This is a genomic window from Clostridium sp. AM22-11AC (assembly GCF_003473545.1).
Taxonomy (GTDB): Bacteria; Bacillota; Clostridia; order Lachnospirales; family Lachnospiraceae; genus Enterocloster.
The window spans coordinates 1-22,120 of sequence record NZ_QUCM01000026.1; the positions used below are offsets into that span (position 1 = coordinate 1).

Consider the following 22,120-nt stretch of genomic DNA (forward strand, 5'->3'; position numbering starts at 1 on the left):
GGGATAAACGCTGAAGGCATCTAAGCGTGAAGCCCCCCTCAAGATGAGATATCCCATACGCAGGTAGTAAGACCCCTTGAAGACGACAAGGTAGATAGGTCAGAGGTGGAAGTGTGGTGACACATGGAGCTGACTGATACTAATCGGTCGAGGGCTTGACCAAAAGGTAAGGGAAACAAAAAGTTGCAGGTATTCGGTAGTTCAATATGTGGTTTTGAAGGTATGTATCAAAAAAAATAAAAATTGTGCTTGCAAAAATGGAAAAAGTATTGTATACTATACCAGTCAGTGCAGTTGATATTCCTCGATAGCTCAGTCGGTAGAGCAAACGGCTGTTAACCGTTGGGTCGTAGGTTCGAGTCCTACTCGGGGAGTTTAGTGGAAGTCATGGCGACCACTATAAAATATGGCCCCATGGTCAAGCGGTTAAGACATCGCCCTTTCACGGCGGTAACACGAGTTCGAATCTCGTTGGGGTCATTTGAACTAAGGTTCACACATCATGCCGATGTGGCTCAATTGGCAGAGCAGCTGATTTGTAATCAGCAGGTTATCGGTTCGAGTCCGATCATCGGCTTTACTGCTTAACAGCAGGTACGAATATAGTTCGGACCTTTAGCTCAGTTGGTTAGAGCAACCGGCTCATAACCGGTCGGTCCTGGGTTCAAGTCCCCGAAGGTCCACTCTTCCTAAACTGAGGTTTAAAAAAACTATATTTATCATATGGCCCGGTGGCTCAGCTGGTTAGAGCGCCGCCCTGTCACGGCGGAGGTCGACGGTTCGAACCCGTTCCGGGTCGTTTGCATTTATATGCATACAATTTATACAAGTTGGGGTCTTAGCTCAGCTGGGAGAGCATCTGCCTTACAAGCAGAGGGTCACAGGTTCGAGCCCTGTAGGCCCCATTTGTTATATGCGGGTGTGGTGGAATAGGCAGACACAAGGGACTTAAAATCCCTCGGACTTATCATCCGTGCCGGTTCAAGTCCGGCCACCCGCATTTAAAATAAAAACCGATCTCTTAACTTAAGGGAACGGTTTTTTCTAAATTATGCGGGTATGGCGGAATTGGCAGACGCGCCAGATTTAGGTTCTGGTTCGAGAGAGTGCAGGTTCAAGTCCTGTTACCCGCATTAAATAAGGCTTTTCAAGGGGATTGACTCTTTGAAAGGTCTTATTTTTTTTTAGTAGGAATGTATGTTAAACATATTTAAGAAAGGACATTGACAAATGGCAACGGAGGAAAAGAGAATTTTGAAAATGGCCTATCTACTTTTGCAGTCAAACGGATACTTAAAAGCAGGAGACCTTGCTAGAGAATTAAATTTATCTGAGCGGACAATAAAAAATGATATAGAACATTTGAGAGTTTTTCTAAAAGAATGTGGCTGCACCTTGGATTCTGTTCGCGGTAAAGGGTATATTTTGCAGATTGATGAACCAGATCAGTTTGCGAAGATTAGGGAATGGCTGAATATTTTATTCAATAATGTAGAAAACAATACAAGGGAGAGACTTTCTTATCAACTGGCAAGAGCAATCATGTGCCGTCAGGCTACAGATGAGGATGGGTATTTTTTATTGGATGAATTGGCAGCGCAGTTATATTGTTCTTCCAGCACAGTAAAGAAGAAAATGACATGGGTCAGGGAATTTCTTAAATCATTTGGAATTTCTCTGATAAGCCGCCCTGGTCATGGGATGAAACTGTGCGGTGATGAATTTAGCCAGAGGCTTTGTATGCTGGAATTGTATGAAAATCATTTTCGGATCCGCGTAGTAGCATTTAATGATCAGGTGTATGAGCGCGCTTTTAGAGATCGTGGAGATAAGGATAAAGTACGCAAAACAGTGCTGGATACGATACGTGCATCTGAAAATGAATTGTTTGATACATATATCAACCGTTTAGTAGATTATGTGCTTTTGTTGAGAAATCGGATACAGTCAGGAAATCTGATTGAAGCGGATTCTGAGCGGTGGTCAGTTTACAGAAAAAAGCTGCCTTTATCAAAAGAATGGACACTGGCCGTGAAGTTGCTTGAAAATCTGAAAAATATTTCAGGATATTTACAGGATATTTCAAATGTGGAAGGTGAAATTGCAGCACTGGCAGCCTTGTTTTTAATGTGGGGAGACTGGGAGCAGATGCCAGAACTGAAAAAGCGTTTTTCTATTTTTTATACGAAAGCAAAAAATCTTACAGAACAGGTGGTAGAAAACTTAAAAGAACAGTGGAAGGTTCCGGATGAAATATCAAACTCTCAATTAGTAACTGCTTTGATTCCAGATATGCTTCGATTGCTGTTTCAGAAAAACTTTGGGTATGCAGATTGCTTTATGCTTGGCAACAGTATTTCGGAAAATGCGATTAAAAGATCCCCCTTTGTGCTCGCATTGGCAGACAGTATTGGGGAGTTTTTGAGCCATAAAGCAGATTTAAAGATCAATGAGTATAATACACAGCTTTTAGGTGTCAGTTTATATAAAATACTCAATGTTATTGATTATCCTTATGTTCCAAGAAAAATATTGCTTTGTGCTAGAAATGGGAAATCCAGTGCGCAGATTATTGCAAAAGATATAGTACGACGGTTGGGAGACTGGTGGATCGGGAAAATGGAGATATATCCTTTTTACGATGCAAGAAAGCTGCCTGTGGAAAATTATGACTGGGTGATCGGCAGCTTTAATAGTTATGCATATCATTATACGTGGTCGTATCTGCATGTACATGCAATGATGACTCCGGAAGATATAGAGCAGGTACGTAGGCAGGTACTGTTAAGTGGGTATGATTTGTTCTATAGTGCCCAACAATTAAAGTGGGATGAACTGGCTGTTCATAGAGATTTCTCTATTTATGGGATTCAGAGTATTTTTCAGCTGCTTTCATACCAATGGGGCAAAGATATAAATTCTAAAGAAGTATTGAACCAGTTTTTTATGGATCCCAGACATTTAAGAGTCCGCAATCAGCTTCTTTGTGTGATTGTTCCGTCTGAATATACAGAAAAACGGATATTTGATCTGTATTTCTTAAAAAAAGGATTGGAATATGAAGAAGAAATGGTACGGGCAGTTTTATTTATTGCCATTGATTTTCAGGAATCAATTGTTTCAATGCGTTTTTTGGAAAATGGGATCCGGTATCTCCAGGATGATTTTGAACAATTGTCACCAAAACTGACGACTGCATCTGTGATGGAAGTGTTAATAGATGGTGTCCGTAAAAGACTATAGATACCACAATCTGCATGAATGTAAGGGCAAAAACGAACTTTTCTCATGTTATAATGCACAAATGAAAATGGAAGATTTCCCGATGGGATATATAATAATACTATATCAAAACTAAGGAGGGAGTTATATGATACAAAGTGGTTTGATTTGTGCGTTAGTATGGATCCTGATGCAGGGTACCGACCGTCTCTTAGGATGGCAGACTTTACAACGTCCGATCGTAACAGCAACAGTGACTGGTTTTCTTCTAGGAGATATTAGAACCGGTATGATTATGGCAGCTTCTCTGGAGGCAATCTTTATGGGAATTTCTGCTATCGGTGGTTCTATTCCTTCAGATGCCTGTGCCAGCAGTATTATAGCAGTTGCGTATACGATCCTGACAGGAGCAGATGTTGAAACAGGACTTGCTCTTGCAATGCCAATTGGTACATTAATGGGGTCAGCAAATGAAATGTGGAAGCCGGTTCTTGCAGCACTTGCTCCATATTGGGAGAAAATGGCTGGAAGCGGCAAAGAAAAATCTTATCGTACACAGGTTATGTTGTGTGGATATTTTGTGGATCGTCTGCCTCAGGCGATTATCATGTTTGCAGCAATTGCTTTTGGCGTAAGCAGCCTGGAACATGTAATGAATAATATGCCTGCATTTATCATGTCAGGTTTATCAGCGTCCAGTTCTATGATGACTGGTATTGGATTTGCAATCCTGCTTTCTATGATCTGGAATAAAGAAATCGGCTGTTTCTTCTTCCTGGGATATGTATTAAGCAAATATATGTCACTTCCAACCGTTGCAATCGCAATTATCGCAGCTGTGATTGCAATCACCTATTTCTGCAATGAGAAAAAGATTAACGATGTTCTTAAGATTGCAGAAAAGAGCGGTGCATCTTCATCTGTAGGAGAGGAGGACTTATTCTAATGGCTAAAGAAACAAATTATACACCACAAGAGAAAAAAACATTAAGAAAAATGTTCTGGAATTCAGGCCTGGTTTTCTGTGGATTTAATATGGTAAAGATGGAAGGCAATGCATTTGCGCTGACCATGGAACCGGCATTAGATGAATTGTATGACGATAAGAAAGAAAAAGCAGAGGCAATGCGCCGTCACAATGGCTTTTTTAATACCCATGCAGTATTTTTATCTTTGATTGCAGGTATTTCTTATGCATTGGAACGTCAGAAAAAAGAGACAGGCGCAGTGGATGATGATACCATTGAAAGCATTAAAGTAGCTCTTATGGGACCAACAGCAGGTATTGGAGATGCATTTTTCTTTAACTGCTTAAGAGTTATTGCAGCAGGTATTGCAATCGGTCTTTGCAGTCAGGCTAATTTCCTGGGTGTTCTGTTATTTATCCTGATTTATGGATGCTCCCAGATCGCAGCACGTTGGTATCTTTTGAGAGCTGGCTATAAGTATGGAACATCTTTTATTGATACGGTATTTAATTCCGGTCTGATGCAGTCTTTAACAAAAGCCGCAGGTGTTATGGGTATTACCATGGTAGGCGCTATGGTAGCTTCTTCTGTAAACGTAAAGCTGGCCTGGACGATCAATGTTGGTGAGGCATCTGTAGTTGTACTGGATATCCTGGATTCCATTATCCCGGGTCTTTTATCCATCGTTCTGGTATTTGTGCTTATGAAACTGATTAAAAAGGGATACAAGCCGCTTACTCTGGTGTTTGGCATTCTGATCCTCTCTATTGTATTAGCATTTTTAGGAATTTTCTAAAGAAAGCTTGGAGGCCGCGTAATGAGTAGAAAAACATGGAAGTCAGAACGGATACTAACAGAAAACGGATTCGTAAACGGCTATATCACTATTTGCGATGATAAGATTGAAAAGATTACAACGGAATGGGACGGAGAATACGAAGATCTTGGAAAGGTGGATATTTTTCCTGGTATTATAGATGTTCACAATCATGGATTTGGTGGATGGTCCATGACAGATCCATGTACAGATGAAGATGTATTAGGATATGTAAAAGCACTTGCATCTATCGGTATTACCGGGATTCTTCCAACAGCAAAAGAAGATGCTTTTGAAGCAATTGTCCGTGTAATGGATCAGGTTTATGAGGGAGCAGTGATCTATGGTATTCACAGCGAAGGTCCTTTCTGGGCGCGGGGCGGTGAAAAAACAGTAGGTCTGACCTGGCCGGCACCGGATGTGGAAGAAACAGAACGTCTGATCCAAAAAACTCATGGAAAAATGAAAGTGATGGCGATTGCGCCAGAACTTCCGGGAGCATATGATGTCATTCGATGTCTCCATGAGCATCAGATTAAAGTAGCATGCTGCCATACAGCAGCGTATGCGGAAGATATTTATGAAGCCAAGAGAGTGGCCGGATTTGATATTGCGACCCATCTTGGCAATGGAATGAGGGGAATTCATCATAGAAATGTAGGTGCATTGGGTGCACTGCTGTTATTAGACAATATTTATTATGAAGTCATTACCGATCTAAACCATATATGTCCAGATATGTTAAGGATCATGTTTAAACTGCAGCCATACAGCAAGTTCTGTTTAATTTCGGATTCTAATTTTATCGCAGGGCTTCCAACGGGTACATATATCCGGTATGGACGTGAAAATTATGCAGATGAAAAAGGACTGATCTTAAATTCAGATGGCCGTATCTGTGGAAGCGGAAGCTGGGTACTGCGAAATATTAAACAGTTGGTAACAAAAGTTGGAGTTCCTGTGGAACAGGCATTTTACATGGCATCGATTAATCCGGCCCGGTATTTGGGAATTGATGGGGAGACAGGTTCCCTGCAGTCTGGAAAACGTGCCGATATGATCTTTGTAAATGATGATTTTGTTTGTGAACGTACTTTTGTAGGCGGTAAGGAAGTTTATAATAAAAACGTAGATACACCGGATAAAATATTCAACACAGAGGCGCTGAAGGCAAAGGTAAATTAGAAAAAGGAAGGATATGTTTTTATGATCAAATTATTTCGTATTGATGAACGTCTGATCCATGGTCAGATTGCGATTAAATGGTCCCGTCACACAGGTGTAGACAGCATAGTAGTAGCAAATGATCATGCAGCTGCCAATGTAATGATTCAGAAATCATTAAAAATGGCAGCACCTCCAGGAATCAAGACAGTTATTAAATCAATTGATGACGCAATCAAGACTTTAAATGATCCAAGATGTGAGCCATTAAAGGTACTTGTACTGGTAAACAGTCCGGAAGATGCACTTAAAATGGCAAAACAGGTAAAAGGCATTCCATTTATTAATGTAGGAAATTATGGCAGAGTGGCGCCGAAAAAAGAGGGAAAAGAAAGAAAACGCTTTGACAACAATCTGTATTGCGATACAGATGAAGAAGCAACATTCCGTGAACTGATGGCGACAGGGCTGGAATGCATTTGTCAGACTACCCCGGAAGAGATTGCAATTCCGTTAAAGAAACTGATTCAGTAAAGATGGGGGTGTATTGCAATGAAACTTATTATTCAGTCAGATGACCTTGGAATCACAGAAGCTGTCAGCTGTGGCATTGCCCGTGCAGCAAGAGAGGGAGCAATTACCTGTACAGGATTGTTTTCTAATATGCCTGCAGCACCATTTGCAGTAGAACTGATGAAGCCTTATCCGCAGATCTGCCTGGGGGAGGATATTAATCTGGTTGCAGGGCGCCCTTGTGCAGATCCAGAAAAAGTACCATCTCTGGTACAGAAAAATGGTTTATTTCTGACTTCTGGCATGCACTGGGCCATTGATCAGAAAGATGGTGATCAGAACCATGTTAAATATGAAGATTGTCTGACAGAAACAGAGGCACAGGTTCTAAGGTTTAAGGAATTGACAGGAAAGTTTCCGGAATATCTCCATGGACATTCCTACAGTACTCCGGCAACCTGGGCTGCAATGGAAGCAATAGGAAGAAAATACAGTATCCCCTTGGTGAAGGAGATGCACAAACGATTTGGAATCATAAGACCTTCTAGAAACTGGAATAAAAAGCCATTTCCACTGGAGGATCAGATCAAGGCAGATTTGACAGAATGTGTGATTGGAGATCAGGAATTTCTGAACAATCCGATTAGCTTTTTGGGAACGCACTGTGGTTACGTAGATCATGAACTTTTCCAGGTAAGTACTTATACTCTGATTCGTAATCAGGATCTGGCAGCTGTTACCAGTGAACGGTTTAAACAATGGATTCAGGAAAATAATATTGAACTGATCAGCTATCGGGATCTGAAAGGAATGTAATAGTATGACAAAATTTTTTCTGTCTTCTCATGGACATCTTGCAAGTGGTTTAGCAAGTTCTTTGGATATTCTGTTAGGAGGCCATGATAAAGTAACCGTATTTGATGCTTATGTGGATGAGAAATCTTTAAATGATGCATTGGATGCTTTTTTCCAGACTGTAGGGGAAGATGATCAGGTGATTCTTCTTTCAGATATGTATGGAGGAAGTGTCAACAGCACAATGTATACCTATCTGGAACACCCAAATACTACGCTGATAGCAGGTGTAAACCTGGCGTTGGTGATCGGTCTGACGATTTTGGAAGGCGATATCAGCCGTGAAATGCTGGAATCTGTGATTGAGCAGTCAAAAGATGCGATTCGGATCGTAAATCTGGAAGAAAGCGAAACAACACAAGAAGACGACCTGTTTTGAGGATCTGCAGATAGTAGATAAAATCAAATAACAGGTAAAATCCAAAGAATAATAACATGGATCATAAAATGGACTGTCAGTACTATGACGGTCCATTTTATGATCCGTTCTGCTTTTTTAATGTTCAAATTCTCGTTAAAATAGTGCTTTACATTCCCGGGATTTAGTGGGATAATAGCTGGGCGGTCGGCAGATACCGGGTAATAAGACAAAGATATTCTATAAGATACTCTAATAAACAAATGATTAAAATAACGGGCAATAGTTGCCGTTGTCTGAATTCTTTTATTTTCTATTTTTCCCTTTTCAAGAACTGATTTTTGTAGTAGTATAGTACTTGGCACTAGATATAGTGAGTGTGGTTAAAAAAACAACAATATTTTGTGCATGAGTGAGGGATAGTAATGAGTGTTGAAGTAAAGACGAATGTAATTAAAAGGAATGGCGAAGAGGTTCATTTTAATTCACAGAAGATCGTTAATGCAGTTCATAAGGCGAATGAAGAAGTAGACAGACTGCACCAGATGAATGACTATCAGATCAGAGCGATAGCAGATAATATAGCAAATAAGGTTCAGGAGTCAACTCATGCTGTAAATGTAGAAGACATTCAGGACATGGTGGAAACAGGCATCATGGCTATGAGAGGCTACGAGGTAGCACAGAAATATGTGCGCTATCGTTATAAGAGGGAACTGACACGTAAATCCAATACAACAGATAATGGAATTTTATCACTGCTTGATAATATCAACGAAGAGGTCAACCAGGAAAATTCCAATAAGAACCCGGTGATCAATTCTACCCAGCGTGATTACATGGCTGGAGAAGTAAGTAAGGATCTTTCCCGCCGTGTACTTCTTCCGGAGAAGATCGTAAGAGCACATGAAGAGGGAATTATCCATTTCCATGATACCGATTATTTTGCACAGAGAGAACATAACTGTGATCTGATCAATTTGGAGGACATGCTTCAGAATGGTACTGTGATCAGTGAGACACTGATCGAGAAGCCACACAGTTTTTTTACTGCCTGTAATGTGACCACCCAGATCGTTGCCCAGGTTGCCAGCAACCAGTATGGCGGACAGTCATTTACACTGGCTCATCTGGCTCCATTTGTAGATATCAGTAGAAAGAAGATCCGTAAAAATGTGATCGAAGAAAGAAAAGAATGCGGCGAACCTATGGATGAGGCGATCATTGATAAGGTAACAGAGCGCAGACTGAGAGAAGAGATCAAGAGCGGTATCCAGACTATTCAGTACCAGCTGATCACATTGATGACCTGCAATGGACAGGCTCCATTTGTAACTGTATTTATGTACCTGGATGAGGTACCAGAGGGTCAGACCAGAAAAGACCTGTCTATGATCATTGAAGAGGTCCTGGTACAGCGTATGCAGGGTGTAAAGAATGAAAAAGGCGTATGGATCACACCGGCGTTCCCAAAACTGATCTATGTGCTGGATGAGGACAATATTTCCGAGGATGCTCCATACTGGTATCTGACAGAGCTGGCAGCAAAATGTACTGCAAAGCGTATGGTACCGGATTATATTTCTGCAAAGATCATGAAGGAATTAAAGCAGGGAGATGTTTACCCATGTATGGGATGCCGTTCTTTCCTGACAGTAGAAGACTCTCAGAGAAATGCAGATGGCAGCCATAAATATTATGGCCGTTTCAATCAGGGCGTTGTTACCATTAACCTGGTAGATGTAGCATGTTCTTCTGAAGGCGATATGGACCGTTTCTGGGAGATCTTAGACGAGCGCCTGGAATTATGCCATGAAGCTCTCAGATGCCGTCATGAGCGCCTTTTAGGCACGATCTCTGATGTTGCACCGATCCTGTGGCAGAATGGTGCCCTGGCAAGACTGAAAAAGGGTGAGAAGATCGATAAGCTTCTGTTTAACGGATATTCTACTATTTCACTGGGCTATGCAGGACTGTATGAAATGTGCATGAGAATGCTTGGAAAGTCCCATACAGACCCGGAGGCACGTCCATTTGCATTAAAGGTAATGCAGCGTTTAAATGATAAGTGCAAAGAGTGGAAAGCGGCTGAGAACATCAGTTATTCCGTATATGGAACACCTATGGAGTCCACAACTTACAAGTTTGCAAAATGCCTGCAGAAGCGTTTTGGCATTATTCCGGGAGTAACCGACAAGAACTACATCACCAACAGTTACCATGTACACGTATCAGAGAAGATCGATGCGTTCAGCAAGTTGAAATTTGAGTCTGATTTCCAGAAGCTGTCACCAGGCGGCGCTGTAAGCTATGTGGAAGTTCCGAATATGCAGAACAATATTCCGGCGGTACTGTCTGTTATGAAGTTTATTTATAACAATATCATGTACGCAGAGTTAAATACCAAGAGCGATTACTGCGAATGCTGTGGTTACGATGGTGAAATGGTCATCAAAGAGGAAGAGTCCGGAAAACTGATCTGGGAGTGCCCAAATTGTGGAAACAAGGATCAGAATAAGATGTTCGTAGCAAGAAGAACCTGCGGTTATATTGGAACACAGTTCTGGAACCAGGGAAGGACCCAGGAGATCCGGGACAGAGTATTACATCTGTAAAATCAATGAACTTAAAGAGAAGTCTCAGAGTAAATTCTGGGGCTTCTTTTTTCTTATTCAGGTAGTTTGTTATACTTATTGAGAATTTCGTCAAAAAAATATCAATAAGCACTATGCACAAAACATTTTCTCATGTATAATTGATTATACGTGAAATGCACAAAAGGAGGGGTACAATGTTAGATACATCTTATTATGAGAAGACAGACCAGATCATTGCACAGTATAGCTGTGAAGAAAAATCCCTGATCCCTATTATCCAGGGGATCCAGGAGGAATATCGTTATCTGCCGCCGGAGCTTCTGACCTATGTTGCGGGGAAACTGGGGATCTCAGAAGCAAAGGCTTACAGTGTAGCAAGCTTTTACGAGAATTTCTCTTTTGAGGCAAAGGGAAAATATGTGATCAAAGTCTGTGACGGAACAGCCTGTCATGTGCGTAAGTCCATTCCTATTTTGGAGGGACTTTACAAGGAACTGGGGCTTGGCAAAAAGAAACATACAACAGATGACCAGCTGTTTACAGTGGAAACTGTTTCCTGCCTGGGAGCCTGCGGACTGGCGCCTGCCGTAATGGTCAATGATGAAGTACATCCGAAAATGACACCGGAGAAAATGAGTGAACTGATCGCAAAATTGCGGGAGGATGAGAAGGTATGAAAATAGAGAACAGAATGCAGCTTCATCTGTGGAGAGAAGAATGTAAGGAAAAACGCCAGAAAGAAACCTGCAGAGTCCTGATCTGCGGAGGAACAGGATGTCTGGCAGGCGGTTCCGACAAGATCTATGCCCGTATTAAGGAACTGACTGCAAATATGAGCAATGTGACGGTAAAATTTGGGGAAGAGATCGCACATGTGGGACTTAAGATGAGCGGATGTCACGGTTTCTGTGAAATGGGTCCTTTAGTTCGTATTGAACCATACAATTACCTGTATTTAAAGGTAAAGCTGGAAGACTGTGAAGAAATATTTGAAAAAACGATCCTTCGCGGGGAGCCGGTAACAAGGCTGATGTATGAGGACAGCGGCCGTGTATATGAAACCCAGGAGGAGATCCCTTTCTATGCAAAGCAGACCCGTCTGGTGCTTAAAAATTGTGGACATATTGATGCAGAGCATATAGAAGATGCCATGGCAGTAGGCGCTTATGAGGCTTTTGAAAAAGCTGTTTTTGAAATGACTCCGGAAGCTGTTATAAAGACCGTGACAGACGCAGGACTGAGAGGACGAGGCGGCGCTGGTTTCCCGGCTGGTAAGAAATGGACCCAGGTGGCAAGTCAGAAGGAAAAGATACGCTATGTAGTCTGCAATGGTGATGAAGGCGATCCAGGTGCATTTATGGACCGAAGTGTTATGGAAGGTGATCCCCACCGTATGATCGAAGGCATGATGTTAGCGGCTTATGCAGTGCAGGCCCAGGAAGGATATATTTACGTCCGTGCGGAATATCCACTGGCAGTGCGCAGACTGCAGATCGCTATTGCCCAGGCAGAGGAAAAGGGACTTTTAGGCGATAATATCCTGGGAACCGGCTTTAGTTTCAGACTGCATATCAACAGAGGCGCCGGTGCCTTTGTATGTGGCGAAGGATCTGCGCTGACCGCTTCTATTGAGGGAAAACGAGGTATGCCAAGGGTAAAACCGCCTAGAACCGTAGAACAGGGCTTATGGGGCAAACCAACTGTATTAAATAACGTAGAAACCTATGCCAATGTTCCTATGATCATTAAAAATGGCGCAGGCTGGTACAGCCGTATCGGTACACCGGAAAGCCCGGGAACCAAGGCATTTGCACTTACTGGAAATGTTAAGAATACAGGTCTGATCGAAGTTCCTATGGGTATCAGTCTTCGTGAGATCATTTTCGATATTGGCGGTGGCATTAAGGATAATAAAAAGTTTAAGGCAGTCCAGATCGGTGGTCCTTCCGGAGGCTGTCTGGTGGAGTCACAGCTTGACAGCAAGATGGATTTTGACTCCCTTTCAAAGATCGGAGCCATGATCGGATCCGGCGGTCTGGTTGTTATGGATGAAGATACCTGTATGGTGGAAGTTGCCCGGTTCTTTATGAATTTCACCCAAAGAGAAAGCTGCGGAAAATGTGTTCCATGTAGAGAAGGAACCAAGAGAATGTTGGAGATCTTGGAGCGTATTGTTGCAGGAAACGGGAAAATGAGCGATCTGGATGAGCTGGAAGAGCTGGCAGATATGATCGAAAATACTGCCCTTTGCGGATTGGGAAAGAGCGCGCCAAAGCCGGTCATCAGTACCATTCATGCGTTCCGTAAGGAATACGAGGAGCATATTCTGGATAAGAAATGCCGTGCACATGTCTGTTCCGGGCTTCGGGTATTTAAGATCGATCCTGAGAAGTGTAAAGGCTGCTCCAAGTGTGCAAGGAACTGTCCGGTAAATGCCATTTCCGGAAAAGTGAAGTCACCATTTGTCATTGACAATGAAAAATGTGTAAAATGCGGAAGCTGTATGGACAACTGTGCCTTTGGCGCGATCTATACAGAGTAGGGAGGATGGAAATTTATGGGAATTATGACAATTGACGGACAGTCCATTGAATTTACAGATGAACCCAATGTATTGTCAGTAATAAGAAAAGCCGGGATCGACATCCCTACATTGTGCTATCATTCAGAATTATCTATATATGGAGCCTGTCGTCTTTGTACAGTGGAAAATGACAGGGGAAAGACCTTTGCCTCCTGTTCAGAAAAACCAAAAGACGGAATGGTCATCTATACGAATACACCAAGGCTGATGCGTTACCGCAAACTGATCCTGGAACTGCTTTTAGCGGCCCACTGCAGAGATTGTACTACCTGTATCAAGAGTGGAGAATGTCATCTGCAGGAACTGGCTCATCGCATGGGTGTTCATGAGATCCGTTTTGAAAATGTAAGAGAGCAGCAGCCTATCGACACCAGTTCCCATGCTATTATCAGGGATCCTAATAAATGTATCCTTTGCGGTGACTGTGTAAGAATGTGCGACAATGTGCAGAATATCAATGCCATTGATTTTGCTTACCGTGGAACAGATGCACAGGTAATGCCTGCATTTAATAAGAAGATCGCAGAAACAGACTGCGTTGGCTGCGGCCAGTGCCGGGTTGTCTGTCCTACAGGTGCTATCAGTATCCATACCAATATCGATGTGGTATGGGAAGCTTTAGCGGATAAAAATACAAAGGTGATCGCTCAGATCGCACCGGCTGTACGTGTGGCCATTGGAGATCATTTTGGCTATGCAAAGGGCGAAAATGTAATGGGCAAGCTGGTAGGTGTACTTCACAGACTGGGCTTTGATGAGGTTTATGATACTTCTTATGGTGCGGATCTGACAGTTGTGGAAGAGTCAAAGGAATTTATTGAGCGTTTTACTTCCGGTCAGAAAATGCCATTATTTACATCCTGCTGTCCTGCATGGGTGAAATATTGTGAGACAAAATATCCGGAATTTGTGCCAAACCTTTCCACCTGCCGTTCTCCTCAGCAAATGTTTGGTGCGGTAGTCCGTGAATATTATAAGGATCCGGAAAAGAACGAAGGAAAGAAGATAGTATCTGTTTCTATTATGCCGTGTACAGCAAAGAAGGAAGAGATCCTGCGGCCGGAGTCCTTTACCAACGGAAAACAGGATGTGGATTATGTATTAACAACAACAGAAGTAGTAAGGATGATCCGCAAGTCCGGTATTGTATTTGATAAGGTAGAGATCGAGGCTGCTGATGTGCCTTTTGGTATTGGTTCCGGAAGCGGTGTGATCTTTGGTGTTACCGGCGGTGTCACAGAGGCAGTACTTCGCAGATTGCAGCAGGGACACAGCAGAGTGGATATGGAAGCCATTAAAAAGAGCGGAGTCCGGGGTGATGAAGGTATTAAGACGCTGACCTATGATTATAATGGAAGAGAGATCCGGGCGGCAGTAGTAAATGGTCTGGCAAATGCGGATAAGCTGTTGCAGCAGATCAAGAACCATGAGGTGGAGTATGATTTTGTGGAAGTAATGGCATGCCGCAGAGGTTGTATCATGGGCGGCGGCCAGCCGGTAAATGCCGGACCGCGAACCAGAAAGGCCAGAATGAAGGGACTGTATGATACAGATGTAAATACCCAGATCAAGAAGTCAAATGAAAACCCGATGATCCTTTCACTTTATGACTCACTTTTAAAGGGGAAGGAGCATGAGCTGCTGCATAGAAACTTCTCGGGAAAGTAGAGCACGAAGTGCGGGTTTGTGAGTGTGAACACGTTACAAAATAAAAGGGCAGAGCCTGGAAGTGATTTCCGGGCTTTGCTTTTTTCTTGTGCAGGAGAATGATGTGGTGTATACTATAAAGATAAACTTCTTGTTCAGTTATGTTATTTAGATCCGCAGAGTATATTTAACAGAAATGGAGAAATGACAGATGAATTATGGAAATATAAAAGAATGTGATATTGCAGATGGTCCTGGTGTAAGGGTAACATTGTTTGTGTCTGGCTGCCGTCATCATTGTAAGGGCTGTTTTAATTCGGAAACCTGGAATTTTCAGTATGGGGTTCCTTTTACAGAGGAGACGCAGGATAAAATTTTAAAATTACTGGAACCGGGATATATTCAGGGTTTTACCCTTCTTGGGGGAGAACCTTTTGAACCGGAAAATCAGGCGGTACTTGTCCACCTTTTAAAGAAGATCAGGGAGACTTATCCACAAAAAGACATCTGGTGTTACAGCGGATATCTGTTTGATCAGGATATGCAGCCAGGCGGCTCTGTTTACACGGAATATACAAAAGAAATGCTGCGTCAGATCGATGTGTTGGTAGATGGTGAGTTTGTGGAAGCAAAGAAGGATCTGACCCTGATCTTTCGGGGAAGTTCCAATCAGAGACTTTTGCGTTTAAAAGACGGTGAATTTGCAGGAATGTGGGAAGATTAAGTGACAGATAAGCGGATGATTGTCCAGAAAACCCAGTAAAACCGTGGATATTCTGTGAACAGATGGCAGGCACTGTTGCATAAAAAGCAAAGTTGAATTATAATAAAGTGTACGAAAACAGACAGTATGAGCGGTTAATATAGCGCAGGAATAAAGCCTGCAGATGAAAGGAGAATGGGAAATGAGAAGACGTTTTGCGGTTGCAGCGGCAGCGCTGGCATTAAGTGCGGCTTTAACAGTTCCGGCTTATGCAGGAACATGGAAATATGTAAATGATCAGTGGAAATACCAGAAGGGTACCAACAAGTTTGCATACAATGAGTGGATAAAAGATAATGGAAAATATTATTATATTGGTAATGACGGTATTATGAAGATCGGCTGGCAGCAGATCGATGGCCAGTGGTATTATCTGGACCAGACTGGTGCAATGCAGATTGGATGGTTAAAGAGTGACGATGGAAAATGGTATTTCCTGTATCCAAACGGTGCTATGGCTGTAAACACAGTGATCGATGGAAGAACCATTGGCGAAGATGGCGTATGGGTTCCAAATGAGGGAGATACAGAGCCAGCTAATAGTATGGATCTGGAAAATGGTTATCTGGTACAGAACCTGGAAGGCATTACAAAGAAAGATTACACGATCATTGCTTCCGGTAAGACAGCCGCTGGATCCCGCTGGGGAAATGCGATCCGCTTAAAAGGCAAGGGAAGCTATGTACAGTGCAATACAAATGGTGAATACAGAATGTTATCTGGCGTATTTGGTCCTTCTTCCCAGTTTGACAGCGCCCTTCTTGCAAGAGTAACTGTTTACGGTGACGATGACCAGGTACTGTATACATCACCTGATATCCATTACAATGAAAAGAATGTATATTTTGGTGTGGATGTATCCGGACAGAAGCAGATCCGCGTAGAAGTTTCCCTGTTAAAGGATAATGAATGGGATGATCCGGTTATTTTATTTGATGGACTGTCTCTTTATAAGTAGGAAAAGATGAAATGAAAAAGAGTATGCTTTCGGGATGGAGTTCCATTCCCGGTGGCATACTCTTTTTTGGAGATTATGTATATATGTACACTCGGGTTCACGCGCTATCGCGCTCTATTGTCTGCTGACGCAGACGGAACCCTCGTTAATCGTCCAAGAAAAACAAATGCCACCTTTGGTGGCGCTTGTTTTTCTTTTGGACTAGATTACATAATTGCTCCATGGTTCTTCGGGCTGGATCAGGTCAGCAAGAGTGATATTGTCTAAGTAGTTGTTGATCAGGTGATCCAAGCCTCTCCACATAGGGAGTGTACGGCAGCAGTCCATGCGCTCGCAGGAAAGTGCGTCCGGGGATTCCAGACAGGATACAGGGGCAAGGGAGCCTTCCGTAAGGCGCAGGATACTTCCTACTGTATACTGATCCGGTGATTTGGTAAGTTTGTATCCGCCGCCTTTGCCGCGGACACCTGTAAGCATTTTATCTTTTACAAGGATCTTAATGATCCCTTCCAGGTATTTTTCTGAAATGCCCTGGCGCCCGGCTGTTTCCTTCAATGGAATATAGCCGTCTCTCTGGTGTTCTGCCAGGTCGATCATGATACGCAGTGCATAACGCCCTTTTGTTGAAACTAACATACGCATTCTCCATTTCTTATTATAAACCTATTATACAACAAGGTTAGTGGCAGAGCAATGAAAAATGCAGAAAGTTGGAATATGAATTTCTCAGTAACAGGAAAATGGGATGACAGAATTTCAGCAGAACCTCGGCAAAAAAATAACAGTTGACAAATATACAGATTGTGTTTAGAATGGCAGAATGCTTACGCAAAATGGCTTAAATACGTTAAAAATAAGACAAAATGTAAAAAGCATACAATGGAGAAAATGTGGGAAAAAGAGAGGAAAAATGTATGAAAACCAATACGGATCTGTTTGAAAAAGTTCCGGTACCTAAAGCAGTGGCTACTATGGCTGTTCCTACCATGATATCTATGCTGGTAGTTGTCATTTACAACATGGCAGATACCTTTTTCATTGGTCAGACACAGGATCCACTGCAGGTTGCGGCTGTATCTTTGGCAACACCGGTATTTATGATCTTTATGGCGCTGGGAAATCTGTTTGGCATCGGTGGAAGCTCGGCTATATCCAGGGCATTAGGTGAAAAGCATAAAGACCGGGCATGGCATATCAGTTCCTTTTGCTGTTATGGTGCGTTAGGTCTGGGAGTGATCGTGGCTGTCTGTTCTGTACTTGGTATGGAAGGGATTTTGGGACTGATCGGAGCCAGTGAAAATACCATTGGTTTTGCCAGAAAATATCTGCTGATCATTTCCATTGGTGCGCCAACGATCCTGTTTTCCACTGCATTTGCCAATATCTTAAGAGGAGAAGGCGCGGCCAGAGAGTCTATGGTGGGAAACCTCCTTGGAACTATTATAAATATTGTGCTGGATCCGGTTATGATCCTGATGTTAGGCTGGGGAGTAACAGGCGCAGCATTGGCTACGATCATTGGAAATATTGCAGCATGCCTGTTTTATCTGCAGTATTTTCTCAGGAAAAAATCCACTTTGTCTATCAGCTGGAAATATTTTAAAGTGGGAGAAGGAATTGCAAAGAGCGTAGTAGCGATTGGAATTCCTGCATCTTTAAACAATATTTTAATGAGTTTTGCAAATATTATCCTTAATCAGGCATTAGTAGGATATGGAGATACACCGGTTGCTGCAATGGGCGTTGCCTTGAAATCCAATATGTTGGTAGTGCTGCTGCAGATCGGACTTTGTGTGGGAATTCAGCCGCTGATCGGATATAATTATGGTGCGGGAAATAAGAAACGTCTGATGCAGGTGTTTAAGTTTACAGGCATCGTATCGGTGATCATGGGAACGATCCTGACCCTGTTTATGATGGTGGCAAGAAAATCACTGGTTCAGGTGTTTATCAATGACGCCCAGGTTATCACTTATGGTATCCAGATGGTTATTGCACTGCAGTTGTCAGCGCCGTTTTTAGGGATTTTATTCCTGTGCATCAATACCATCCAGGGAATGGGAAAGACGATCCCGTCATTGCTCCTGACAGTCTGCCGTCAGGGACTGATCTTTATCCCGTTGATCTTTATTTTAAATCATATGTTTGGACTGGAAGGCGTTATTTATGCGCAGCCTGCAGCGGATTATCTGTCCATTGTAGTAGCGATCCTGATCTGTACCCATTTGTTCAGGACTATGGAGCATAGAAATGAGAGTGTTGAGGCATAAAAGGTACAAATAAGTAAGACAGGATTTGGGAGTGAGTATATGAAATGGCATGCTCACTCCTTTTCTGTTATATGTCCTACCGGAGTCTTTTATGGACTTGCCTTTGCGGCTGACAAAAAATCTTCTCGCAAAGTCAGGTACAGAAAGATTCCGAGAGAACATTTAAGAAGTTTTTGGATTTGCAGGTGAAAAATATTGATAATTTAATATTTTTTCGATAGAATCTATATGATGATGCCAGGGCAAAAAGGGCGGAAATCCGGCGCAGGCTTGCCTGCAGGAGGATTTTTGAACCTGGGACCTGCTAAAAACATGAGTAAGAAGCCATTATTTGAAGAAAAAATAAGGGGATTAGGAATGTTTTTAGAATTGCGGGAGTGCAAAGCACGGAGCAATTCGGTATCATCTGGAACGGTGATTAAAAAAATAAGAGCTTCTGATGAGTAAAATCATCAAAAACCCTTGATAAAAAATAAATCGGAGTAACAGGATTTGAACCTGCGACCTCTCGGCCCCCAGCCGAGCGCGCTACCAAGCTACGCCATACTCCGATGTTCATAACTATTATAGTATAACAGAAAAGAGGCTGTTTGAAAAGCCCCGATTTTGTTTTTTTAATGTATACCGCAATGAGGAGTTTTTCAGATGATCAATAAAACGACAGGCAGCAAAACAGATAAGAAAAGGATCGTAAGTTTTGATCTGGATATGACACTTTTAGATCAGGCTACATGGAAGATACCGGACAGTGCCATAGAAGCGGTGGAGATGCTGCGAAAAGACAGTATTATTGTCATCGCCAGCGGCAGAAATATGGATGGAATGGTCAGTGTGGGCTACAAACAACAGATACGGCCAGATGCAGTAATCCATATGAATGGAACCCGTGTGGTTGCCGGGGATGAATTGTTATATGAGCATTTTATGGATAAAGAGCTTTTAAAACGCCTGCTTTCCTATGGGGAAGAAAGGGAAATTGCCGTGGGGCTGACGATCGATGATAAGGATTACTTTGTGAATCCGGCAGAGGTAGAAAGAATCGACAAGATCCGCTGGGGAGAGAGCATGCGTAATTTTCAGGATCCCTGGAAAATGCTGGAACTGCCGGTACGTACGTTAGCTTATATTGGAGAAGCGGATCCGGTGTCTGATATGGAGGCACATTTTCCGGAACTTAAATTTCCATTATTTTCCAGCCGGTTAGGGGCGGACATCATAGAAGTACAGGCATCCAAGGCAAATGGACTGGTACGTTTATGTGAATACTATGGAATGGATATAAGCCAGACGGTGGCATTTGGAGACAGCATGAATGATTATGAGATCGTTCAGGCAGCTGGAACCGGGATCGCTATGGGAAATTCAGTCCAGAAGCTGAAAGATACAGCCGATTATGTGACAGATGATATTGCCCGGGATGGAGTCTGGAAGGCATGCAGACATTTTGGATGGATATAGCTGAAAATATGCAGCCATGTGTGAGTACAGGAGGAGAAGGAATATGAATACAGTAAATGATGGATCAACGGAGAAAATGACCGTGAATCAGAAATTAGAATTGCTCAGAACAAAGATGAAGGAACGTGGCATGGATGCCTATATGGTGCCTACTGCTGATTTTCATGAGTCCGAATATGTGGGAGATCATTTTAAATGCAGACAGTTCCTGACCGGTTTTACCGGTTCTGCGGGAATTGCAGTAGTGACCATGAAGGAAGCATGCCTGTGGGTAGATGGAAGATATTTTGTCCAGGCGGCAGTACAGCTTCAGGGAACTTCTGTAAAGATGATGAAAATGGGACAGGAAGGCGTGCCTTCTGTAGCCGGATATCTGGAAGCAGAAGTGCCGGAAAATGGCTGTCTGGGCTTTGACGGAAGAGTAGTCAATGCATTGACCGGTATTGATCTGGAAAAGCGCCTGAAAGAAAAAAATGCAAGGATCCTTTGCAGTGATGATCTTATCAATGAGATCTGGGAAGACCGTCCGGCACTGTCCATGGAGCCGGCATGGGCATTACATGAGAAATATGCAGGAAAGACAGCAGAAGAAAAATTAAAAGAGCTTCGTGCAGAAATGAAGAAGGAGCATACAGATATGTATGTTCTGACATCGCTGGATGATATTGCATGGCTGTTAAATATCAGGGGAAATGATATTGCTTATAATCCGGTAGTGCTTTCCTACGTGATCGTAACAGAGGATAAATTGTATCTGTTTGTAAATGAAGAAGTGCTTCACGGAGAAGCATATCCATATATGGATAATTATCATAATATAGATATGCTTAAATATCTGGAAGATTTAGGGACAGAAATACTGCCTTATGATGATATCTATAAAATGGCAACAGATATTACGGGACATAAGATCCTTATGGAGAAGCAGCATATCAATTATGCTTTGTATAACATATTAAAGGATAAGAATGAACTGGTTGATAAGATGAATCCCACTTCTGATGCGAAAGCAGTAAAGAATGAGGTTGAGATTGAAAATGAGAAGAAAGCTCATATTAAGGACGGTGTAGCTGTTACCCGTTTTATCTACTGGTTAAAGCACCATATTGGAAAAGAGCGTCTTACAGAGATGAGTGTCCAGGATAAGTTAGAGGAATTCAGGAAAGAGCAGGAAGGCTATATTGAGCCAAGCTTTGCTACAATCTCTGCTTATGGGGCGAATGCGGCTATGTGTCACTATTCTGCAACAAAGGAAAGTGATACGGTACTGGAAGACCATGGCTTTTATCTGGTAGACTCTGGTGGCCAGTATTATGAGGGAACTACGGATATTACCCGTACCATTGCGTTAGGAGAACTGACGGAGGAAGAAAAAGAGCATTTTACTCTGGTCCTTATAAGCATGCTGCGATTAAAAGAAGTGAAATTTTTATATGGGTGCAGAGGCTTAAGCCTTGATTATGTGGCAAGAGAGCCATTTTGGAGCAGGGGACTGAATTTTGACCATGGAACCGGTCATGGTGTGGGCTATCTGTTAAATGTTCACGAAAGACCAAATGGCATCCGCTTCCGTATGGTGCCGGAGCGGCATGATAATGGTGTTCTGGAAGCTGGAATGATCACTTCTGATGAACCGGGACTTTATATTGAAGGAAGCCATGGTATCCGTACAGAGAACCTGATCCTTTGTGTAAAGGATGAGAAGAACCAGTATGGCCAGTTTATGAAGTTTGAGTTCCTTACCTTTGTACCAGTTGATAAGGATGCGGTAGTGAAAGAGCTGATGACAGAGAGAGATATTGCTCTTCTTAACGCATATCACAAAGAGGTGTTTGAGAAGATCAGTCCGTATATGGATGACCAGGAGAAAGAGTGGTTAAGAAAGGCAACGGCCCCGATCTAAGGGATCGTTTAAGGGACCGTTGCGTCTGCTTCAGGTATTTGTA

Annotated in this window: 18 protein-coding genes, 9 tRNA genes and 1 rRNA gene; 26 read left to right on the forward strand and 2 right to left on the reverse strand. The window is 42.6% G+C overall.

Translation table 11 applies throughout. From position 1 onward, the window contains the following. From DW251_RS15675 to DW251_RS15780, 22 genes are all read left to right on the forward strand, one after another. A 23S ribosomal RNA gene (locus DW251_RS15675) occupies positions 1–163 on the forward strand; the annotation flags it as partial. Between the two features lie 138 nt (positions 164–301). Continuing rightward, positions 302–374: transfer RNA gene (locus DW251_RS15680), tRNA-Asn, on the forward strand. Between the two features lie 34 nt (positions 375–408). Further along, a tRNA-Glu gene (locus DW251_RS15685) sits at positions 409–480 on the forward strand. Positions 481–504: 24 nt separating this feature from the next. Beyond that, positions 505–577 (forward strand) — tRNA-Thr (locus DW251_RS15690). A 32-nt stretch (positions 578–609) separates the two neighbouring features. Continuing rightward, positions 610–683, forward strand: a tRNA-Ile gene (locus tag DW251_RS15695). 42 nt (positions 684–725) lie between these two features. Further along, positions 726–799, forward strand: a tRNA-Asp gene (locus DW251_RS15700). A 33-nt stretch (positions 800–832) separates the two neighbouring features. Beyond that, positions 833–905 (forward strand) — tRNA-Val (locus DW251_RS15705). Between the two features lie 10 nt (positions 906–915). Further along, positions 916–1,000 (forward strand) — tRNA-Leu (locus DW251_RS15710). Between the two features lie 53 nt (positions 1,001–1,053). Continuing rightward, positions 1,054–1,133: transfer RNA gene (locus tag DW251_RS15715), tRNA-Leu, on the forward strand. A 292-nt stretch (positions 1,134–1,425) separates the two neighbouring features. Beyond that, positions 1,426–3,243 (forward strand): helix-turn-helix domain-containing protein, encoded by a 1,818-nt coding sequence (locus tag DW251_RS15720; protein ID WP_243034998.1) that lies wholly within the window; start codon positions 1,426–1,428, stop codon positions 3,241–3,243. A 127-nt stretch (positions 3,244–3,370) separates the two neighbouring features. After that, the gene (locus DW251_RS15725; RefSeq protein ID WP_118301693.1) at positions 3,371–4,168 is read left to right on the forward strand and encodes a PTS sugar transporter subunit IIC; all 798 of its coding nucleotides are present in this window, start codon (positions 3,371–3,373) and stop codon (positions 4,166–4,168) included. Then, entirely contained in the window at positions 4,168–4,986 is an 819-nt protein-coding gene (locus DW251_RS15730; protein WP_118301694.1) for a PTS system mannose/fructose/sorbose family transporter subunit IID, read from the forward strand. Before DW251_RS15725 ends, DW251_RS15730 begins: the two co-directional genes overlap by 1 nt. 21 nt (positions 4,987–5,007) lie before the next feature. After that, positions 5,008–6,192, forward strand: coding sequence for an amidohydrolase family protein (locus DW251_RS15735; protein ID WP_118301695.1), 1,185 nt, complete (start codon positions 5,008–5,010; stop codon positions 6,190–6,192). Positions 6,193–6,213: 21 nt separating this feature from the next. Then, complete coding sequence (locus DW251_RS15740) at positions 6,214–6,705, forward strand: PTS sugar transporter subunit IIB (protein ID WP_118301696.1); 492 nt, start codon at positions 6,214–6,216, stop codon at positions 6,703–6,705. Between the two features lie 18 nt (positions 6,706–6,723). Then, positions 6,724–7,500, forward strand: a complete 777-nt coding sequence (locus DW251_RS15745) for a ChbG/HpnK family deacetylase (protein ID WP_118301697.1) — start codon at positions 6,724–6,726, stop codon at positions 7,498–7,500. Positions 7,501–7,504: 4 nt separating this feature from the next. Continuing rightward, on the forward strand, positions 7,505–7,918 hold the full coding sequence (locus DW251_RS15750; protein WP_118301698.1) for a PTS sugar transporter subunit IIA: 414 nt from the start codon (positions 7,505–7,507) through the stop codon (positions 7,916–7,918). Positions 7,919–8,322: 404 nt separating this feature from the next. Further along, positions 8,323–10,512: an anaerobic ribonucleoside-triphosphate reductase gene (nrdD, locus tag DW251_RS15755; protein ID WP_021869227.1), complete on the forward strand. Its 2,190-nt coding sequence runs from the start codon at positions 8,323–8,325 to the stop codon at positions 10,510–10,512. Positions 10,513–10,688: 176 nt separating this feature from the next. Next, positions 10,689–11,171, forward strand: a complete 483-nt coding sequence (locus DW251_RS15760; protein WP_021869228.1) for an NAD(P)H-dependent oxidoreductase subunit E — start codon at positions 10,689–10,691, stop codon at positions 11,169–11,171. A 14-nt stretch (positions 11,172–11,185) separates the two neighbouring features. Continuing rightward, positions 11,186–13,036 (forward strand): NADH-quinone oxidoreductase subunit NuoF, encoded by a 1,851-nt coding sequence (nuoF, locus tag DW251_RS15765; protein WP_347474683.1) that lies wholly within the window; start codon positions 11,186–11,188, stop codon positions 13,034–13,036. A 15-nt stretch (positions 13,037–13,051) separates the two neighbouring features. Further along, positions 13,052–14,746, forward strand: coding sequence for a [FeFe] hydrogenase, group A (locus DW251_RS15770; protein ID WP_021869230.1), 1,695 nt, complete (start codon positions 13,052–13,054; stop codon positions 14,744–14,746). A gap of 190 nt (positions 14,747–14,936) precedes the next feature. Continuing rightward, the gene (gene nrdG, locus DW251_RS15775; protein WP_021869231.1) at positions 14,937–15,449 is read left to right on the forward strand and encodes an anaerobic ribonucleoside-triphosphate reductase activating protein; all 513 of its coding nucleotides are present in this window, start codon (positions 14,937–14,939) and stop codon (positions 15,447–15,449) included. A gap of 181 nt (positions 15,450–15,630) precedes the next feature. After that, complete coding sequence (locus tag DW251_RS15780) at positions 15,631–16,446, forward strand: NPCBM/NEW2 domain-containing protein (protein ID WP_021869232.1); 816 nt, start codon at positions 15,631–15,633, stop codon at positions 16,444–16,446. 201 nt (positions 16,447–16,647) lie between these two features. Here DW251_RS15780 and DW251_RS15785 read toward each other — a convergent pair whose 3' ends face one another. Then, positions 16,648–17,082 carry an Rrf2 family transcriptional regulator gene (locus tag DW251_RS15785; protein WP_021869233.1) on the reverse strand — a complete coding sequence of 145 codons (435 nt, stop codon included), beginning with the start codon at positions 17,080–17,082 and terminating at the stop codon, positions 16,648–16,650. A 278-nt stretch (positions 17,083–17,360) separates the two neighbouring features. Here DW251_RS15785 and DW251_RS15790 point away from each other — a divergent pair, with 278 nt between their 5' ends. Together DW251_RS15790 and DW251_RS17815 are read left to right on the forward strand one after the other, a co-directional pair. Next, positions 17,361–18,716 (forward strand): MATE family efflux transporter, encoded by a 1,356-nt coding sequence (locus DW251_RS15790; RefSeq protein WP_118301714.1) that lies wholly within the window; start codon positions 17,361–17,363, stop codon positions 18,714–18,716. 228 nt (positions 18,717–18,944) lie between these two features. After that, positions 18,945–19,163, forward strand: a complete 219-nt coding sequence (locus DW251_RS17815; RefSeq protein ID WP_147352243.1) for a hypothetical protein — start codon at positions 18,945–18,947, stop codon at positions 19,161–19,163. A 30-nt stretch (positions 19,164–19,193) separates the two neighbouring features. Here DW251_RS17815 and DW251_RS15795 read toward each other — a convergent pair. Then, positions 19,194–19,267: transfer RNA gene (locus DW251_RS15795), tRNA-Pro, on the reverse strand. A gap of 94 nt (positions 19,268–19,361) precedes the next feature. Here DW251_RS15795 and DW251_RS15800 point away from each other — a divergent pair. Beyond that, positions 19,362–20,174 (forward strand): HAD-IIB family hydrolase, encoded by an 813-nt coding sequence (locus DW251_RS15800; protein WP_118301699.1) that lies wholly within the window; start codon positions 19,362–19,364, stop codon positions 20,172–20,174. Between the two features lie 76 nt (positions 20,175–20,250). After that, entirely contained in the window at positions 20,251–22,077 is a 1,827-nt protein-coding gene (locus DW251_RS15805) for an aminopeptidase P family protein (RefSeq protein ID WP_118301715.1), read from the forward strand. Positions 22,078–22,120 lie beyond the last annotated feature (43 nt).

What these genes read in the sequence shown, in the direction of transcription:
- DW251_RS15725 (WP_118301693.1), top strand. Translation starts at nt 3,371, where the DNA reads ATGATACAAAGTGGTTTGATTTGTGCGTTAGTATGGATCCTGATGCAG.
- DW251_RS15730 (WP_118301694.1), top strand. Translation starts at nt 4,168, where the DNA reads ATGGCTAAAGAAACAAATTATACACCACAAGAGAAAAAAACATTAAGA.
- DW251_RS15735 (WP_118301695.1), top strand. Translation starts at nt 5,008, where the DNA reads ATGAGTAGAAAAACATGGAAGTCAGAACGGATACTAACAGAAAACGGA.
- DW251_RS15740 (WP_118301696.1), top strand. Translation starts at nt 6,214, where the DNA reads ATGATCAAATTATTTCGTATTGATGAACGTCTGATCCATGGTCAGATT.
- DW251_RS15745 (WP_118301697.1), top strand. Translation starts at nt 6,724, where the DNA reads ATGAAACTTATTATTCAGTCAGATGACCTTGGAATCACAGAAGCTGTC.
- DW251_RS15750 (WP_118301698.1), top strand. Translation starts at nt 7,505, where the DNA reads ATGACAAAATTTTTTCTGTCTTCTCATGGACATCTTGCAAGTGGTTTA.
- nrdD (WP_021869227.1), top strand. Translation starts at nt 8,323, where the DNA reads ATGAGTGTTGAAGTAAAGACGAATGTAATTAAAAGGAATGGCGAAGAG.
- DW251_RS15760 (WP_021869228.1), top strand. Translation starts at nt 10,689, where the DNA reads ATGTTAGATACATCTTATTATGAGAAGACAGACCAGATCATTGCACAG.
- nuoF (WP_347474683.1), top strand. Translation starts at nt 11,186, where the DNA reads ATGCAGCTTCATCTGTGGAGAGAAGAATGTAAGGAAAAACGCCAGAAA.
- DW251_RS15770 (WP_021869230.1), top strand. Translation starts at nt 13,052, where the DNA reads ATGGGAATTATGACAATTGACGGACAGTCCATTGAATTTACAGATGAA.
- nrdG (WP_021869231.1), top strand. Translation starts at nt 14,937, where the DNA reads ATGAATTATGGAAATATAAAAGAATGTGATATTGCAGATGGTCCTGGT.
- DW251_RS15780 (WP_021869232.1), top strand. Translation starts at nt 15,631, where the DNA reads ATGAGAAGACGTTTTGCGGTTGCAGCGGCAGCGCTGGCATTAAGTGCG.
- DW251_RS15785 (WP_021869233.1), bottom strand. Translation starts at nt 17,082, where the DNA reads ATGTTAGTTTCAACAAAAGGGCGTTATGCACTGCGTATCATGATCGAC.
- DW251_RS15790 (WP_118301714.1), top strand. Translation starts at nt 17,361, where the DNA reads ATGAAAACCAATACGGATCTGTTTGAAAAAGTTCCGGTACCTAAAGCA.
- DW251_RS17815 (WP_147352243.1), top strand. Translation starts at nt 18,945, where the DNA reads ATGATGATGCCAGGGCAAAAAGGGCGGAAATCCGGCGCAGGCTTGCCT.
- DW251_RS15800 (WP_118301699.1), top strand. Translation starts at nt 19,362, where the DNA reads ATGATCAATAAAACGACAGGCAGCAAAACAGATAAGAAAAGGATCGTA.
- DW251_RS15805 (WP_118301715.1), top strand. Translation starts at nt 20,251, where the DNA reads ATGACCGTGAATCAGAAATTAGAATTGCTCAGAACAAAGATGAAGGAA.